12 protein-coding genes and 1 pseudogene are annotated in these 17,166 nt (G+C 45.2%); all 13 read right to left on the bottom strand.

Annotated elements, in window-relative coordinates:
• Window positions 1–232: 232 nt before the first annotated feature.
• A complete protein-coding gene (locus VZ94_RS22815) occupies window positions 233–925 on the bottom strand; it encodes an MMPL family transporter (RefSeq protein ID WP_052700430.1) in 693 nt (230 codons plus the stop codon).
• Window positions 873–2,978 (bottom strand): efflux RND transporter permease subunit, encoded by a 2,106-nt coding sequence (locus VZ94_RS10405; protein ID WP_052700429.1) that lies wholly within the window; start codon window positions 2,976–2,978, stop codon window positions 873–875. Before VZ94_RS10405 ends, VZ94_RS22815 begins: the two co-directional genes overlap by 53 nt.
• 275 nt (window positions 2,979–3,253) lie before the next feature.
• The gene (locus tag VZ94_RS10400; RefSeq protein WP_045779184.1) at window positions 3,254–4,255 is read right to left on the bottom strand and encodes an ABC transporter permease; all 1,002 of its coding nucleotides are present in this window, start codon (window positions 4,253–4,255) and stop codon (window positions 3,254–3,256) included.
• Window position 4,256: 1 nt separating this feature from the next.
• A complete protein-coding gene (locus tag VZ94_RS24390; protein ID WP_082081546.1) occupies window positions 4,257–6,164 on the bottom strand; it encodes an alpha/beta fold hydrolase in 1,908 nt (635 codons plus the stop codon).
• The gene (locus VZ94_RS30625; protein WP_052700428.1) at window positions 6,146–7,252 is read right to left on the bottom strand and encodes an amino acid adenylation domain-containing protein; all 1,107 of its coding nucleotides are present in this window, start codon (window positions 7,250–7,252) and stop codon (window positions 6,146–6,148) included. The genes VZ94_RS24390 and VZ94_RS30625 overlap by 19 nt, the downstream gene beginning before the upstream one ends.
• On the bottom strand, window positions 7,245–7,769 hold the full coding sequence (locus VZ94_RS30620; protein ID WP_082081544.1) for an AMP-binding protein: 525 nt from the start codon (window positions 7,767–7,769) through the stop codon (window positions 7,245–7,247). The genes VZ94_RS30625 and VZ94_RS30620 overlap by 8 nt, the downstream gene beginning before the upstream one ends.
• A complete protein-coding gene (locus tag VZ94_RS30615) occupies window positions 7,675–8,139 on the bottom strand; it encodes a condensation domain-containing protein (protein WP_045779183.1) in 465 nt (154 codons plus the stop codon). Before VZ94_RS30615 ends, VZ94_RS30620 begins: the two co-directional genes overlap by 95 nt.
• Window positions 8,090–9,283: pseudogene (locus VZ94_RS30610) on the bottom strand (condensation domain-containing protein). The gene VZ94_RS30615 and the pseudogene VZ94_RS30610 overlap by 50 nt, the downstream one beginning before the upstream one ends.
• Window positions 9,284–9,355: 72 nt before the next feature.
• Window positions 9,356–14,488, bottom strand: coding sequence for a non-ribosomal peptide synthetase (locus VZ94_RS10370; RefSeq protein ID WP_045779180.1), 5,133 nt, complete (start codon window positions 14,486–14,488; stop codon window positions 9,356–9,358).
• Window positions 14,489–14,621: 133 nt separating this feature from the next.
• Window positions 14,622–15,161: an FcoT family thioesterase gene (locus tag VZ94_RS10365; RefSeq protein WP_239649826.1), complete on the bottom strand. Its 540-nt coding sequence runs from the start codon at window positions 15,159–15,161 to the stop codon at window positions 14,622–14,624.
• Entirely contained in the window at window positions 15,158–16,069 is a 912-nt protein-coding gene (locus tag VZ94_RS10360) for a TauD/TfdA dioxygenase family protein (RefSeq protein WP_045779179.1), read from the bottom strand. Before VZ94_RS10360 ends, VZ94_RS10365 begins: the two co-directional genes overlap by 4 nt.
• A gap of 329 nt (window positions 16,070–16,398) precedes the next feature.
• Window positions 16,399–16,827, bottom strand: a complete 429-nt coding sequence (locus VZ94_RS22800) for an AMP-binding enzyme (RefSeq protein WP_052700426.1) — start codon at window positions 16,825–16,827, stop codon at window positions 16,399–16,401.
• Window positions 16,799–17,166, bottom strand: a 368-nt coding sequence (locus tag VZ94_RS22795; RefSeq protein WP_157844897.1) for an AMP-binding protein, incomplete at its 5' end; no start/stop codon positions are given. The genes VZ94_RS22795 and VZ94_RS22800, both read right to left, overlap by 29 nt.

Raw genomic sequence — 17,166 nt, 5'->3', positions numbered from 1 at the left:
CCGCTCTGTCGGCCTCCCAGAAAAACCAAGGCGCGCAGGATGAAGCGGCAACGGGTCGCCTTTTCTTTGGTTACTTTCTTTTTGGCGACGCAAAAGAAAAGTGACTCGCTTGCCGGTGCGAGAACCGGCTTAACATAAAAGCTTCGCGATAGCGACTCATTATGATTTTACGATAGAAGTTTTAACTACCAAGCTTTCTATATCTCTACTATGAACGCTAGCGAACATGGGATTACCCCGCTTTCGCCAACTCACTAACCGGCTTATCCGCCACATCTTTTAAACCAAACCGTGGTTTAAACAACAATAACAGTGACGGTAACAACAGTAATTCGCACAGAATACCGACAAAAATCGCCAAGCCACCAAAAATACCCATTTTAGCGGTGCCTAAATACTCCGAAAATAATTGCACCGAGAACCCTAAGCCTAAAATCATTCCGGTGAATAACACCGATGGGCCAACTTCAATAATGGTGTGTTTTAATGAACTCGCCATATCACGCGTTTTCATTAATGACACGCGGTAATGCGTCATAAAATGTATTGTGTCATCGACCGCTAAACCAATAATGACCGGGGCGAGTAATAACGTGTCAGTATCGAGTGGAATATCTAATAACCCCATTAAACCGTAAGTAAACAAGGCAGGAATCACGTTAGGAATCAGTGATATAAGCCCTGCTTGTATCGAGCCTAAGGTTAAGAAAATAATTACGCTAATCACGGCCAACGCCAACAAGAAACTATCATATTGCGAATGCGCGATAATCGCTTGGGTGCGCATCGCTAGCGGCACTGTGCCAGTTAACGTCACTTGTAATTTCGGATACGCTTGCTTAGCATCGGCAAACAATTGGTCTAATAACTGATTAACCTCGGCAAAAAACGTTTTGGTATTGCTCAGAACCTGCGCTATACACATTAACGCTAATATGGGTTTTGCTATAGTCATCCGACACGACGCTACGTCTATCGGCAGGGTTCGCGCTATTAAACAAATACAATAATTGCGAGATGAGCTGCTTATCCTCGGGTACCCGATAATACGCTGCATCATCTTCGTGCATAATCTGATTGGTATTTTTGACAATATTGGCTAATGAATAAGTACGGCTGACTTGCTTAGGATAACGTTCTAGCAAGGTTTTTTGCAGCGTATCGATTTTAGTCAAAATGATAGGGTCAGACACGCCATCGGCACTACCGGTATCCAACATGATTTCCATAGATTGAGTACCGGCTAAATGCTGGTCGGCCATCGCGAACGAGGTTCTAATCTCACTACCTTCTCGGGTTAATTCCATAATATTAGAATCGACGCGAATTTGGCTTTCACCATACCAACATGCGCCTACGACCATGCCAAACACCAGTAAAATACCTAGATAACTCCGCGCAGTAAACTTAGGCAGCGCATTTAACAACGGCCATTGGTAGCAGCGGATAAGCAAGGTCAGCGTCGAAATAACCGCAATAAAGCCACCCGCTTTTAAGCCTAACACTAACATGACCAGCACTAAATACACGGCAAACACCGCATAACGGGCTTGAGTGGACAAGGTTTGCCAATGCTTAGTAAAAAATCCGCTTAGTTTTTGCCGCCAACCTGTAAGTGGTTTAGCAACAGGTTCAGGATGCCAAAAATCCATCAAAATGGGTAATAACACCATAGTAAAACCAAAGGCTAACCCGACGCCTAACGATGACATCCCAGCAAACACACGAATGGGATAAAATTCTGACGTTAATAAGGACAGCGTACCGGTCATATTGGTCACGCCAGTAATCAACATCGGTAAACCCGTTTCCGCATAAGCATTCGATAACGCCCGCCTATGCATCGCACCATCACGCCGCTTGTTGATATAAAGGCTAATCACATGGATGCAATCCGCCATACCACAAACAAACACCAGCATGACCGTTAAGCTAATCATCGTTGATAAGCTCTGCCCTATCCATGCTGTTGCGCCAATGGTCCAAACAATGCTGAGTACAATCGTGATAATCGGCCAAAACACAGCACTAAACGAACGAAACAATACCCATAACAACACGACATTAATCGCAATCATCGCTAAATTTAAGCTGGCCGATTGCGCTAATACTTGTTGCACAAATTCCATTAACGGCGGCAAGCCCACCGGATAAAATTCAAACTGCTGTTGATACGGCGCGTAAATCGCTTTAACCGCTTTCACAAAACTGGCATAGACAAAGTTATCGACTTTATCGTAAGTAATAGCTTGCACCTCAGCGCTTTTATCAACCGCTAAGCCTTTATCGGTGCTATCAAACTCAGCAAAGCTATCATCTAATTGAATTTCTTGGTCTGAGACAGCCGGTACATAGTCTTTACTCGGTTTTGAGCCAAAATCGGTTTGCACAATAATGGCGGCAAAACGCCCATCTTCCGAATAAAACGCGCGTTTATAATCGGCTTGAGCCAGCGCAGTCGCTTTAATCTTAGCTAAGTCCTCGGTACGCTCTGGTAACACTTTTGGCACTAACCGCGCTGAATTCAGCGTATCACCATTGGCGGATTGAATGCGTAGCGTGGCTAAGGACTGTACGCGGCGTAAATGCGCTAACTCATCAGTTTTGACTGGTTTGCCTTTAGCATCGACAAATTTATCCTTAGGCAAGTCTTGCCAGCGTTCTAAATCCTCGGTTAGCGCTTGCACTGCCGCTAGCGATGCTTTAGAAAAGACATCGCCGTCTTTAGCGCGATACACTAATACCACGGCATCATCACTACCGAACTGGTCGCGAAATTTATTTAACGCGACAATCGCTGGGTCATCAGGATTTAAAAAACTATTAGCCGCCGTGTTAATACTTGAGCGCGTCACCGCGCCCACCAACATCACACCCGTCAATACCGCTAGCAACGTTAATACCCACCAGCGCCGCCGAATCATCACATCCGGCACAGCCGAAAACAGGTTAGCTGCGTTGTCAAAAAACCGTTCCATTAACGCCTCACTCTCAAAGCTCTAACTCCAAATTCACATGTAATGGCGCAAACATGCCTACTATCATATTTTTACTCTCGTCCCCACGCTCTGCGTCTTCCGTAGGTTTACTCTCGTTCCCACGCTCTGCGTGGGAATGCCTATCTCTCTTCACTTTAGCAAATCATCCATACATATCGTCAACACAGGTATGCATTCCCACGCATAACGCCATGGATGGCGTGTAGTAGAACAACGCAGGAGCAGTTGTCGAGGAGCGTGGGAACGAGAAAAATCTATTCCTCATGCCATTTAAACCGCATCGAGGCTATCGTTAAAAATATCAGGGTTAAACCTAGCAACACCAACAACTCGGTACGCACACCGGCAACCCCTGCCCCATCAATCATCACGGCGCGCGTGGCATTTAATATATGCGTCATCGGTAAAGCCAACGCGACTTTTTGTAGCCACATCGGTGCGCCTTCTAGCGAAAACCAAATCCCTGATAACAACACCATAGGCCAGGTAATCAAATTTAATAAACCTATCGTGACTTCTTCGTTACCACTACGGCTGGCAGCAATTAGCCCTAAGCTAATTAGCGATAACGCACCTAACGCGATGATAATAAACAACAACCAATACGAGCCTTCCATAAAAAAATCAAATAACAGATTTAACACCATGACCTGGCCAATAATCGTGATGAGTAATAGGCTTAAGCGGCTAATCACTTGCGCGCTTAAAAACTCAAACGCATTCACCGGCGTGGCTTTTAAGCGTTTTAACACACCATTTTTACGCAAGCGCACTATCGCAAGCCCCACACCGAACAAGCTAGTATGCATGATGTTAATGCCTAAAATGCCGGGCAACACCCAATCTAAATAGCGAACCGGTCGGCCTGTGACGACTTGTTTTTGCCACTGGCTACCTGTGGTTAATAAGATTTTTTCTAATAAATAGCCTTGCGCCGATTCTTCGTTTAACCAATACCGCGTCGCACTACCGCCTTGCACTAATAAATCGATTTGATGGTGTTTTAGCTTAGGCAATGCTGTTTCGGTATCTTGATAATCGATAAATTGCACATAACGCACCGATTTTAACGCGCTAATCGCCGCATTCTCTGGGCCGATAACACCCACTTTAAAAATCTGCGTATCTTTATCGCCAAACAGCGTAGCAACCGCAAGAATTAAAATCACGGGAAACACGATATTCCACGACCACGTGGCTTTATCGCGCATAAGCTCGATATTACGAGCGGATAATAAAGTAAAAAAATGTTGCATATTAGGCTCTTAATGAATAGCCGGTGAGTTTTAAAAACAGATTCTCAAGATTAGGCGCAACAATGGATAAGCCATCTAAAGAAATATGATGTTGGGCTAATTGCCGCAACGCCGCCTCGACATCTGGCGTCACAAACTCGATAACATCATCGCCAATCGCCATGGGGTACGACCATTCTGACAGCTCAGCTAAGCCTGAACTTTTCGGTAATTTAATTAATACGCCATCGAAATGATTAGCCAGCAAATTTTGCGGTGTGTCTTGTACCAGAATACGGCCTTTATCCATAATCGCGATTTCATCGCACAATTGCTCGGCTTCATCCATGTAATGCGTGGTTAAGATAATGGTTTTACCGCGCGCTTTGATGTTACGGATAAGACTCCAAAAATTGTGCCGCGCTTGCGGATCTAAACCGGTAGTCGGCTCATCTAAAAACACAATGTCAGGGTTATTAATCAGTGCAATCGCTAATAACAAGCGTTGCCGTTGACCACCTGATAATTTACGGTTATCGCGATTTAAATACTCAGTCAGTGCGCAAGCCTCTACTAACTCATCTAACGATAACGGCGAAGGATATAGCTTTTGGAATAATTGCAGCGACTCTTTCACGGTTAATAATTCAGGTAACGCGGTATGCTGAAACTGTATGCCGATATGTTTGCGGTATTCAGCGTTTATCGGCTTGCCGCGATGATAAATCTGACCTGACGAGGGTTTAATAATGCCTTCTAGCATTTCCAGCGTGGTGGTTTTACCCGCGCCATTCGGGCCTAATAAACCAAAACACACGCCTTCGTTTAAGCTTAAGCTCACCCCGTCAACCGCTTGCACAGCTTTAGGATAATGCTTGCGTAACTCATCGGCGCGTAACACATACGGGTCAGCTACCGGTATCGCCGCCACGTCACTCGCAATGCCGTTACCGGCTTGTAGTTTACGCAACCACGCATCACAATCCGGCTGTCTAACAATACTCATGTGATCGCCTGCGCTTTGTATCACTCGGACAGACTCAAAATACGGATCCCAGCACTGTTTATTCAACCAACCTTTGCTGGCATCAGCGACCACTAAAGTCAACCGATACGGCAACTTAGGGCCATAAGGATATTTAACACTGACCGCAGCTTCGACCACGCGCCAAATTTTCCTAAATTGTTCAGCTTCTAACGCGCCAGCACCCTCTAATAACACTGATAACCGCGTTTGCCATTCTGTAGTGTCAAAGTGGTCTAACACCTGATTAATTGAAGGCGTCAATGCCTTAGCATCTTTACCTGCGGAGGACAGTAAGAATTGACAAAACAACCGTACCGATGCTTTATCAATCGCGTCTTGCTTAAGCTTTAATACGCCGCTATCAATAAAGACGACTTCACCGATTTCATATTCGCTATCTAGCAATTGTTTAAGCATTTCATAAACAACCGTACCGCCATAGCTATGGGCATAGAGGTTAATTTTACCATTGCTGTTAATTTGACGTAGCGTCGCTAAATTATGCGCAGCCATCTCTTCTACTGTCGTCGCTGGCTGCTCACCGTCAAAAAAACCGCGCATTTGTAAGCCATACACTTCGCCATCTAACGCTAAACGCTCGGCTAATTCGTAATAACCATCACTTAAGCCTGGCAATCCAGGCACGATAAATGTTGGCCTTGCCCCTCTTAAATTAACCATGTGCTGTGGCAGGCGCGGTTTGAAACTCGCCATGTCGGACGACGCTTGTTTATCGACTAATAGAAACCCGGCTAGCTCTCGAAGGGTTGGGTATTTAAAAACATCGGTAGGCGTTAAAGTACGGCAATCCGGCCATTGCTTGATTTGATTAATTAATTGCACTGTCAATAACGAATGCCCGCCCAGCTCGAAAAAAATTATCGTTAGCGCCCACTTGAGCAATACCTAATAAAACGCCGCCATAGCTCGGCTAGGCGATGCTCGAACTCAGTTTCTAACGCAGTATTGTGGTCTAGCGCTTGCGTGGGGAGAGGATAGTGTGCTAAGGCGTTACGGTTAACCTTGCCATTCACCGTTAACGGTAATTTATCAAGAGCAATAAACACGACAGGCATCATGTAATCGGGTAAATAGTGGCGTAAATGGCTTTTTAACGCCTCCAGCTCAACGGCTACACCGCCTGGGGTTTGATAAAAGGCAACGAGTTGTTTGCTAGTGCCTTGAGATTTAGCGATAACCACGGCATCGTCAATGCCTGTAAACAGTTGTAGCGCGGCTTCGATTTCGCCTAACTCAACACGGAAGCCGCGAATTTTGACTTGTTGGTCGATACGACCTAAATACTCTATCTGTCCATTCGCTAAGCGACGGACTAAATCGCCAGTCTTATACCAACGGCCACCCATAACCTGCGGATTGCTGATAAACTTTTCCGCACTGAGTTCTGGCGCATTTAAGTAACCGCGCGCCAGTCCTGCACCGGCGATATAAAGCTCACCGGGTATGCCTATAGCGGCAGGACGTCCTTGTGCATCGATAATATAGACTTGCGTATTAGCAATGGGCTTACCTAATGGAATCGGCTGGCTATCGTCACTATCCGCTGGAATGTCGTATAACAACGCGATAACAGTTGTTTCAGTCGGGCCATAACTGTTAATAACCCGAATGTTGGGGTTATGCCGCTGCCAAGTTTTAAATTTATGCGTTTCGGCTTTTTCGCCGCCAATCACCACACGCGTTAAACAGGCTGGAAACGTTTCGTTCACTACCGAATGCCAATACGCCGTCGGTAAATTTATTAAACTGACGTTATGCTGTCTAATGACGGATTTTAAATACGCGACATCGGTGAATTTTTGCCCATCTAATAACACTACAGCGGCACCACATAACAAACTTGGGAAAACTTCTTCGACGAAAATATCAAAGCTTATCGTCGAAAATTGCAACACCCTGTCTTGTGCCGTTAATTGATAAGCATCGATAACCGCTAAGTTATGATTCACCAAGCTTTTCTGCTCAATCATCACACCTTTTTGGTTGTCCCGTACTGCCTGAGGTATAAATCAAATAAGCCAAATCGTTTGGACGACCAGACTGTACTAACTCACCACGCGCCGCTAGAATTTTTGGCCAATCAGCATCTATGCAGACAACCTGACAACGTAATTCCGCCAACACGTCGCTTATAGACTCAGCAATAGCTTGCGTCGTTAAGAAAAAGCGACAACCGCTATCGGTTAATAGCGTCTTAATACGGTCTTCGGGTAAGTCTGCATCTATCGGTAAATAAGCCGCACCGGCTTTTAAAATACCTACCACACTGACAATCATCGCTAATGAGCGTGGCACGCTAAGCGCGACTATCGTATCGGCAAGCACACCTTGTTTTTGCAAATAAACGGCGATTTGCCCGCTTTGCTCGTGTAACGCTTGATAATTGAGCTGCTCATGGTCTGAAATAACCGCAATAGCGGCGGGCGTTTTTACGCGCTTGTAAGGTAAATAAATCCTGCCAACACGCATTAGGGTAATTGACAACATGAGTATCAACCGGCTCAGTTAGCGGGTCTGATAATCCGGTAAAATCGTCAACTAAAGCGTCATCACTAGCCTCAGCAAAATAACTCATTAAGGCTTGTAACTGCTCAGCCATGCGCTGAATCGTATCGCTACGGTATAAGTCGCTCGCATACTCAATACCGATACTGGCATCGCCTTGGTCGAATTCGTTATAGGTAAACGTTAATTCAAATTTGGCTTGCTTAATGTCAAAATCAAACACCGGCTCTAACGTAGCCGTGCCAAACGGCTGCTTGCCTAAACTTAACGGCGTGTAATTAATCAACACTTGAAAGATAGGACTACGGCTTAAATCTCGCTCTGGTTGTAACGCTGCTAAAATTTTTTTCAATCGGTACGCGTTGATGGTCTTGCCCGGCAACCATAACTTCATGCACATACGACAACAGCTGCGCTACGGTTTTTACGTCAGAACTAGGATTAAGCCGCATCACAGCGGTATTGACAAAAAAGCCCACAATGTCTTCTAGCTCTTGTTGATGCCGATTCGCAACAGGCATCCCTAAGCACATATCGCTTTGCCTGCTGTATTGACGTAACAACACATAAACCGCCGCCATAAACAACGTAAAGCCCGTGGTTCTTAAGGCACGGCAGCGTTGTTTTATCGCAGCGCCTTGCGCTTGAGTTAACGCAAACTGTAAATATGCGCCCTGCCCTGAGCTTTGCGCCGGTCTAACAAAATCCAGCGGCATGTCTAAGTTACTATAGCCTGCGAGCTGCGCTTGCCAATAAGCCACTTCATCCGCCACTTTAGCGTCGCTCATCGCCTCGCGTTCCCAAGCAGCAAACGTTGCATAATCAAACGCTAATACGGCTTGTTGCGGTAGCTGACCTTGATTATATGCCTGATACGCCTCAGTTAAATCGCGTAATAAAATACGCATAGACCAACCATCGGTGATGATATGGTGTAAGCTTAACACCAAAAAATGCTCGGTTTCCGAACGCTTAAACAATTTAATGCGACATAACACATCATTAGCTAAATCAAACGGTTGCTCGATTAATTGATTAACCAAACGTTTTTTGTTCGAACGCTTGAGCGTCAGCGGGTAAATGGCTTAAATCAACACTGTTATATTGCATTCAACCTCAGCCCGTACCAATTGTACTGGCGTACCGTCTATTTCAATAAAATGGGTTCTAAGGCTTGCGTGTCTCGCGAACAAATAATTAAAGGCTTTAGCCAAAGCCTCAACGTTTAATTCCCCTTCAAGCTTGGCAATACCAGGAACATGGTAATGCGCGCCATAACCCATTTGCGCTAAAAACCATAGCCGTTCTTGTGAGTACGATAAACATGCCGCTTTGCCACCGGCTAAAAAATCTAATAACGCCGGTTTTTGCTGTTTCAGCGCGTTTTTTTCATCGTCTGTTAACGGTTCTGCGCCAGCAGTGACTTTTAATTCACCTGACCCATTAGCCGCTAAACGTATGCTTTTATTCAGTAATCCTGTTAATAATGCCTGCATAGCTCGTTCGTAAAAAGCGCCCAGCTAACTGGGCGGAAAACACAAAAGTTTCAATGGTGCATGGAATGCACCCTACAAAACCCATTCATGGGATTGCTGGACAAAACGCGTAAGTGAATCTTGTGCAATCTGTGTGTCAGCCTGTTGAATACACTGGGCTAAATGGCGAATCGTTCCGGCTGAAAATAAATGACTGAGCGCTATATTGACCGCCAGTTGTTGGTTTACGCGCAACACAATTTGTATCGCCAGCAATGAGTGACCACCTAAGCCAAAAAAATCATCATCAATACCAATTTCTGCAACGCCTAACACGTCTTGCCAAATGGCAGTTAAGGTCTGTTGCAATGCGGTTTCCGGTGCGACATAACCAGCAGCACTCGCGCTGGTTACCGCTTGGTCTTGCAAGCTTTGCCTATCAATTTTGCCATTCACCGTGACCGGCAAACGCTCTAAGCGCATGAACGCCGAAGGCACCATATAATCCGGTAATTGTTGGCGTAGACTGTGGCGTAACGCCGACTCATCTAAGGCCTGCTCTGCAACATAAAAGCCAACTAACATTGTATTCGGGGCTGTCTGCAAAACGACGGCAGCATTGACAATACCTTCATAGGCCAGCAAACAACGCTCGATTTCGCCTAACTCAACCCGAAAGCCGCGAATCTTAATTTGATTATCAGAACGACCTTGGTATTCCAAGTCACCATTAGGCAACCAACGCACTAAATCGCCGGTTTTATATAAGTAGCCAGGCCCAAAAGGATTGGGCACAAATTTTTCTGCGGTTAACTCAGGCTGATTTAAATAGCCACGCGCGACACCAACACCAGCGACATGCAACTCGCCTATTACGCCTATAGCTAAAACATTTAGCTCCTCGTCTAACACATATAACTGCATATTCGCTAAGGCTTTACCAATCGTGACCTGGCAGCTATGCGTAACATCAGCTAACGCGGCATTCACCGTGCATTCGGTAGGGCCATAAGCATTAATAATGCGGACAGGATAGTGTTGCAACGCTGTTAACGTGGCACTCGGCAAGGCTTCGCCACCAAAAGCGACTAAGCGAACTTGGTTAAATAACGCCGTTTTTTGCTGAGGCGCTAATAGCTCCAACACGGTATAAAACTGCGGTGGTAAATTTAACACCGTCACGCACTGGCTCATGACTAATGAGTAAAACCGCTCTAGTTCAATGTCTTGCTCCTGCCGAATCACAATACCAGCACCGGCAAACAAATACGGGAACAGCTCTTCGACTGACATATCGAAGTTTAATGCTGCAAACTGTAATACCCTATCCTGCTCAGTAATCTCATAAGCTTGCACCATCGCCTGCGCTAAATTACTTAACGAACGCCTAGAAATCATCACACCTTTCGGCTGCCCCGTGCTACCCGAGGTGTAAATCACATAGGCTAAATGGTCTGGCGTAGCCTGCGACGTCAACACGGTATTGCCAACCGGCTGTTCGCGTATTTCTGCTAAGGTTATGCTATGAACGCCTGACAAGCCTTGCATACGCGCCAAGTCATCCGAACCCGTTAAGACAATACGCACACCTGCATCGTCTATTTGATAAGCCATACGTTCTGGTGCTTGGTCGAGTGCTAACGGTAAATACGCTGCGCCCGCGAGTAAAATCCCTAATACAGCAACCACCATATCGATGGAGCGTGGCAACGCAATCGCGACAAGCTCATCGGGCTGCACGTGTTGTGCTTGCAAATAAGCCGCCACAGCTTGGGCTTGCGCATACAAGGTTTGATAGGTCATGGTTTCACCTTGACAAATCAGCGCTATATGCCCTGGCAATCGTTCGCTAGTCGCTAGTAATAAGCGTTCAATAGGCAAGTCAGAAAATACTTGCTGACTTTGGTTAAAACCCTGTAATAAAACCTCTTGTTGAACCGGCGACAATAGCGAATACTGCTTAACCAATAACGTTGGATTGGCAATAAGTCCGGCGAGCAAGGTATTAAAATGCTCGCTATGCCTAACAACTGTGGCATCATCAAACAAGCTGCGTTTGTATTTAAAATTAAACTGTAACGACTGCCTAAAGTCGTACACTTCTAACGTGTAATTATCTTCTGCTTGTTGATAAATATCGTAAACCGACCGAATATTCTGCAACACCTGTTGATTATCCAGCAGTTCATCGAAGAAGTTTTGATAGGTGAACGACACCGGAAATGGAATTTCCTTAGGATTTGTCAGCGTTAAGCCTAATCCGGCTAGCACTTTCGGTAATGGCAATTGCGCATGATCGAGGCTGGCCAAAAACTGGCGACGATTGGCTTGAACTAACTCAACAAAACTAGACTCCGGCGACAATTGCAAATGGGTAACCATGACATTGATATAACAACCCATGCTATTTTCATGGCTAGTCTTAGGTCGTCCACGCACCGGCGTTGTCACCGCCACGGCGTTTTCTCTGGTCAGTTTATGTAAGAAAATTTGGAATGCCGTTAATAACAACACCGATAAATTCACTTTTAGTTCGGCGCTCACACGCTTTAACGCTAATACTAAATCGGTGCTTAATGTTTGCTTACAACAGCCAATGTCTAACGTACTACCGACAACCGGTAATCGGTCATAAGGTAAATTACTGGTCGCGGATTGACCCGCTAATTGAGCTAACCACCACGCTAAATCCTGCTCGGCTTCTACACTGTTTAAATAAGCCTGCTCCCACGCGACATAATCGAAAAACGCTAATTCAGGCGGCTGTTCAGCAACCGTCGCCTGCTGAGTAAACTGGCGATAATTGGCCCAAAATTCAGCAATAAATAACGCGCCTGAGGTGCCGTCAAATACAATATGATGAATAACAAAAAACACCCATTGCTCACCCGATTCTGGCAACAAGCAATATAAACGCACCAACGGGTCACGTTTTAAATCAAACGGTTGTTTTAATAAGGTCCACATCACCGCCTCAGGCTGCTCGGTTGCGCTTACCGGTCTTGTTTCAAATTGCAGGGCTTGTTCGACTGGACGCACGACTTGCACAATGTCATCCGTACCCGATTCAGCGACGAACGTGACGGTTAATAGCGGGTGTTTAACCAGCATAGCGACTAACGCAGCACGTAAAGCGTCTACATTAACCGGCTCACTTAACGCAAATGTTACTGGTACGTTAAAACCAATCGGTTGCGTAGCGGTTTCATTGATATACCACAAACCTTTTTGCACTAGCGACAACGGCGATTTTTCGCCGACCAACGACAATACTGGCGTATGTGATACGGTAACGGTTTTATGGCTTTGCTGAGCTTTTTCTAATAAAGCAAAAAAATCTGCCAAGCTGTCTATGCTGAGCATTTGACTGGGTTTAATTGTCAGGGCTAGCTTTTCATTCAGCAGCGACACAAAACGCATGACTTTAATCGAATCAAAACCATAATCGACTAACGACAAGTCAGGATTAATCTCTGCTAACTCTAAATTAAACACCTCGCGAATTAAGTCGGCTAATACGGTGTTGTGCTCAGATTGCGTAGCACTGGTTTTTTCGTGCGAGACCACATCGTTCTGCACAGTCAACGCGGCGGATTCAGTGAACGCGCCAGGACGATACTCTTCGATTAATACATGGGCATTCATCCCACCTATCGCAAAACTATTTAATGCCGCTAGCCGTGGCGTTGACCGGCGCGGCCAAGCATACGACTGCTTAGATAAAACTAATCGATGTTGCTCCGGTAATTCATCATTAAGCTGTTCAAGCCCAGCAATACCGGGCAACGTATCATGCTCAAACGCTTTTAATACTTTAGCTAGCGCGGCAAAGCCTGATGCCATTTCTGGATGACCAATGCTGGGTTTAATACAGCTAATATGCCAATGCTTATCAGGTTCAGTACTGTATTGGCGATAAATCTGGTCAATAGCACCTAACTCTAATGCATCCGCCATGACATTACCGATGCCATGCGCTTCAATATAATCGATGCGGTCAGTGCTAACGCCCGCTTTCAATAAACATTGCCGAATTGCGGTTTTTAAGCCTTGAGGATTAGGCGCTTCAAACGAATAACCACGCCCTCCATGATAAACCGATGTACTTTTGATAAGTCCTAAAATGGTATTACCGTCTTGCTCGGCTTGTGCGAGTGGTTTTATCAGCATCATGCCGACACCTTCGCTACGCAAATACCCCGAAGCATTCGCGCAAAAACTATGCGTTTGATTATCAGGGCTTAAAATGGCGTGATAAAGACCGGCTTTAGCCTTAACAGCAAACTCGTCTGGTGCAATTAAATTAATCGCACCAATCAACGCTTGTTCGCATTCACCGGCTGCTAAACTTTGCACCGCTTTATCGATAGCCACATAAACGCTGGTGCAAAACGCATTAATAACTTCGCTAGGCCCTTTTAAATTCAGTAGAAACGATAGCTTATGCGCCAATGGAATTTGATAAGCTTGCCCTACTGAGTCAGTGTCCTCACGCACGCATAGAAACACACCGGTGCGACGCGCTATTAACTCGTTAGGACTTAACTTAGCTTCGGTTATCGCCGTGCATAACGCGTTATATAAATATTGCTCAGGCTTGCTCATGCTGGCATAAACCGACTCATTCACGCCGAGTAGCCATACCGGGATACAATTCTTTATGTCAGGTAAATCAGCAAAATCCAAACCGGCTTGCTCAGGTCTAGCGGTTTTTTGCATAGCTACACCTGATACCACTTGTTGCCAAAGCGTATTGACATCGGCAATACCGGCAAAGCTGCCCGCTAGTGCAATAATTGCTGGCGTTTTATTATCGGTGTAGACGTGTTCTAAGTCGGTATGCGTTGTTGTACTGACCACATTAAGCGCTGGCTCAGGTGTTGACTCAACCGGCCATGTTATGACACCGGCTAAATAGTCAGCGAGTACATCAACGCTAGGGTAATCAAATAATAAGGTTGACCGTAATGAGCAATGCAGTATTTTCTCGATTTTAGTTTTAAAATCGATAGCTTGCATAGAATCCGCGCCTAATTCGACAAAACTCTGTTGCTCGCTCACTTCATCGAGGGAATCTAATTCCAAAAACTCGACTAGCATAGCTCGCAATAACGCGTTCAATACTTTAGGGCGCTCGGAAGGTGTAGACGCTGTTAAGTTTTCGATGAGTTCATGGTACGAACACATCGTGGGCTGCGGCGACGAACACGTTAAACTGGCTTGCATGGTTTTTAACCTAATACTGATTCTTACGTCTTATTATTTAAGGGTCTCAAGCGGCTTTATGCTTAGTACACCGCGCGCAAAAACGCATCGCAACGACTTGCGACACGTTTTTTGCTTTTTATAATTTTATGGTTCAAGGGTGCAAAATAGCCAACATGACTTCACCTTTAGACTTGCCGACTTCATCATCGTAGAAATAACAATAGGTCTTAATAAACGTGCACTTACTGGTTTTCTTAAGCGAGTGTATACCAAACGTGCCGTAAAAATGCTTAGCATTCAATAAACTTTGAAAACCTGAACTGATATTAGCGATTAAGAAATGCGATAATTGTTTTTCAAAAAACGATTCTTGGTTGTACAAGCCAAGCTCAGGTATTAAGCCGTGTTTAATGCAATAACCTAAATGCAGATAGGCGATTTGGTTATAGCAAATGTTATATTCCACCGCGTTAAAATGGCCGGTATCATCGATATAGCAAGAACGATCTATCGAAAACTCGCCTTTCATCAGCATACCCGGCACACCTTGATTTTCATGCTGTTCAAAATAAGCACGCTTTAAATATCGGCAATGGTCGCGGTAAGGATTTAAGACTTTTAGTAAAAAATCTTGCTCTATATCAACAACGCTAAACTTATCCTCAGCCATGTCAGCTAGAATCGCACTCATGGCTCCAACCCTACATAAAACGGCTTATCATCGTATATGCCGATACGATAGCTTTTGCTTAATTCACCGGGTTTAACCGCAGAGGCTTTATGGTTTAAATAACGGTTATCCCAAATAATTAAATCGCCTTCATCCCAATAATGGGTATGCACATGTTCAGGACGCTCAGAGAAATCAAATATCGCTTGCATAAAGCGTTGATTATCTTCGTAGTTTAGGCCAACAAACTTAGTCGTAAATCCGCTGCTCGCATATAGGCTTTTGATACCTGTCACCGGATGTTCGATAACTGCCGGGTGAACAACAGGGGGGACTTCTTGGTTAATTCTATCCAACAACTCGCGTAACGAGCGATCAACATCAGTCTCTTGTACTTTGTAGCGCATTTGTCCTTCATGCACAAAGGCTGCGCCAGGTGCATCCACCATTTTACGCAACTCATCAGGCAAGTTTTGATACACCCTACTCATATCGATATAAGAGGTTTCACGTGCTGATTTTGGAAAAACTAAAGGATAAATCGACGTAAACGACAATGGTTTTTTCTCAAACTGGCAATCCGTATGCCAATAGCGACCGGTTCCGGATACGCCCATACGTTTACCGTTGACTTCAGGGACATTTGACGAAACAAAGACCTCAGGGTGGTCTGGATGGTGATATTGCGGTTGAAAATAAACCTGTGGCCGCCCTAACTTACGCGTAAAAGCCACATAACTATCAGCTGTTAACTCTTGATCGCGAATCACCACTAATTTATCGCGATAAATCAATTGGCGAATCGTTTCTAAAATTGGCGCTCCGCTCTCAATTTCGTTAACGTCTATGCCTTTAATTTCTGCGCCTATGTCTCCAGGTTTCGCATCGATAATTTCAATATCGTCTATTTGCAGTGCAAGTGTACTCATAGTGTTTTTGCTCTCTTGTATTTAAGTTAACTGACTCTCGCTATGCTAGAGCCAATAGTTGCGGCTTAGCGCTTGCGCAAACGCTAAGTTGCCTGGTTCATAAAGCACCAGGCTAAGGCATACGCCTTCTCTCCGGATAGTGACTAAACCTCATCCAAGCTAGCCGACTTGGATTAAGGTGTAAAACATTACATTAATTGACTACACACTTTTCATCGCTCCCACGCTCTAGTGTGGGAGCGTAGCCAGGATGCTCTGCGTCTCGTTTCACACCGCCAGAGCGGTTGCAGCGCATTCCCACGCAGAGCGTGGGAACGATGAAAACATTACTAATTAACCTGACGCTGTTGCTCTGACCAATACGGCGCTCTCAACTCGCGTTTAAGCAGTTTACCGCTGGAATTTCTAGGCAAACGCGCCACAAAATCAATCGACTTAGGGGCTTTGAATTCAGCAATGCGGCTTCTAACAAAATTAATTAACTCGCGCTGCTTAAGCTTTTCCTGATTTCTTAGTACGACAAAGGCTTTTACTGATTCGCCCCAACGCTCATCAGGAATACCAATCACCGCCGCTTCAACCACTAACGGATGTTCTTGCAACACCGCTTCTATTTCGGCTGGATAAATATTTTCACCACCACAAATAATCATGTCTTTGATGCGATCACAAATAAACACATAACCGTCTTGGTCTAGGTAGCCGACATCGCCAGTGCGTATCCATTGGTTAAAAAAAAGTGCTTTGATTGGCGGCATCGTTATGCCAATAACCAGGCGTACTGGCAGGAGACTTAATACATATCTCACCGATACTCCCCTGAGGCAGCATTTGGTTATGAGTATCTAACACGCACACTTCTACCCCAGGCAACGCCTTGCCCGCTGACATGAGTCTAGGAGAATCCAGTGGGTAATGGTCTTGTGGCCTTAAACACACCGCCATATTGCCGGTTTCAGTCATGCCATAGATTTGATAGAAATCGCAGTTAAAGATTTGAAGCGCGCGTCTAAATAACGCTGGTGCAATCGGCGAGCCGCCGTATAGGAAACCACGCACAGAACTTAAATCCGTTGTCGTAACGCCCGGTTCATCTA

The sequence above is a fragment of the Methylocucumis oryzae genome, assembly GCF_000963695.1.
Taxonomy (GTDB): domain Bacteria; phylum Pseudomonadota; class Gammaproteobacteria; order Methylococcales; family Methylomonadaceae; genus Methylovulum; species Methylovulum oryzae.
The sequence above is the reverse complement of the archived record's forward strand: the minus strand, read 5'-3'. Positions and strand labels throughout refer to the sequence as shown.

Coding starts and splice junctions, on each gene's coding strand:
- VZ94_RS22815 (WP_052700430.1), bottom strand. CDS start 925: ATGTGTATAGCGCAGGTTCTGAGCAATACCAAAACGTTTTTTGCCGAG.
- VZ94_RS10405 (WP_052700429.1), bottom strand. CDS start 2,978: ATGGAACGGTTTTTTGACAACGCAGCTAACCTGTTTTCGGCTGTGCCG.
- VZ94_RS10400 (WP_045779184.1), bottom strand. CDS start 4,255: ATGCAACATTTTTTTACTTTATTATCCGCTCGTAATATCGAGCTTATG.
- VZ94_RS30625 (WP_052700428.1), bottom strand. CDS start 7,252: ATGATTGAGCAGAAAAGCTTGGTGAATCATAACTTAGCGGTTATCGAT.
- VZ94_RS30620 (WP_082081544.1), bottom strand. CDS start 7,769: ATGTTGTCAATTACCCTAATGCGTGTTGGCAGGATTTATTTACCTTAC.
- VZ94_RS10370 (WP_045779180.1), bottom strand. CDS start 14,488: ATGCAAGCCAGTTTAACGTGTTCGTCGCCGCAGCCCACGATGTGTTCG.
- VZ94_RS10365 (WP_239649826.1), bottom strand. CDS start 15,161: ATGAGTGCGATTCTAGCTGACATGGCTGAGGATAAGTTTAGCGTTGTT.
- VZ94_RS10360 (WP_045779179.1), bottom strand. CDS start 16,069: ATGAGTACACTTGCACTGCAAATAGACGATATTGAAATTATCGATGCG.
- VZ94_RS22800 (WP_052700426.1), bottom strand. CDS start 16,827: ATGCCGCCAATCAAAGCACTTTTTTTTAACCAATGGATACGCACTGGC.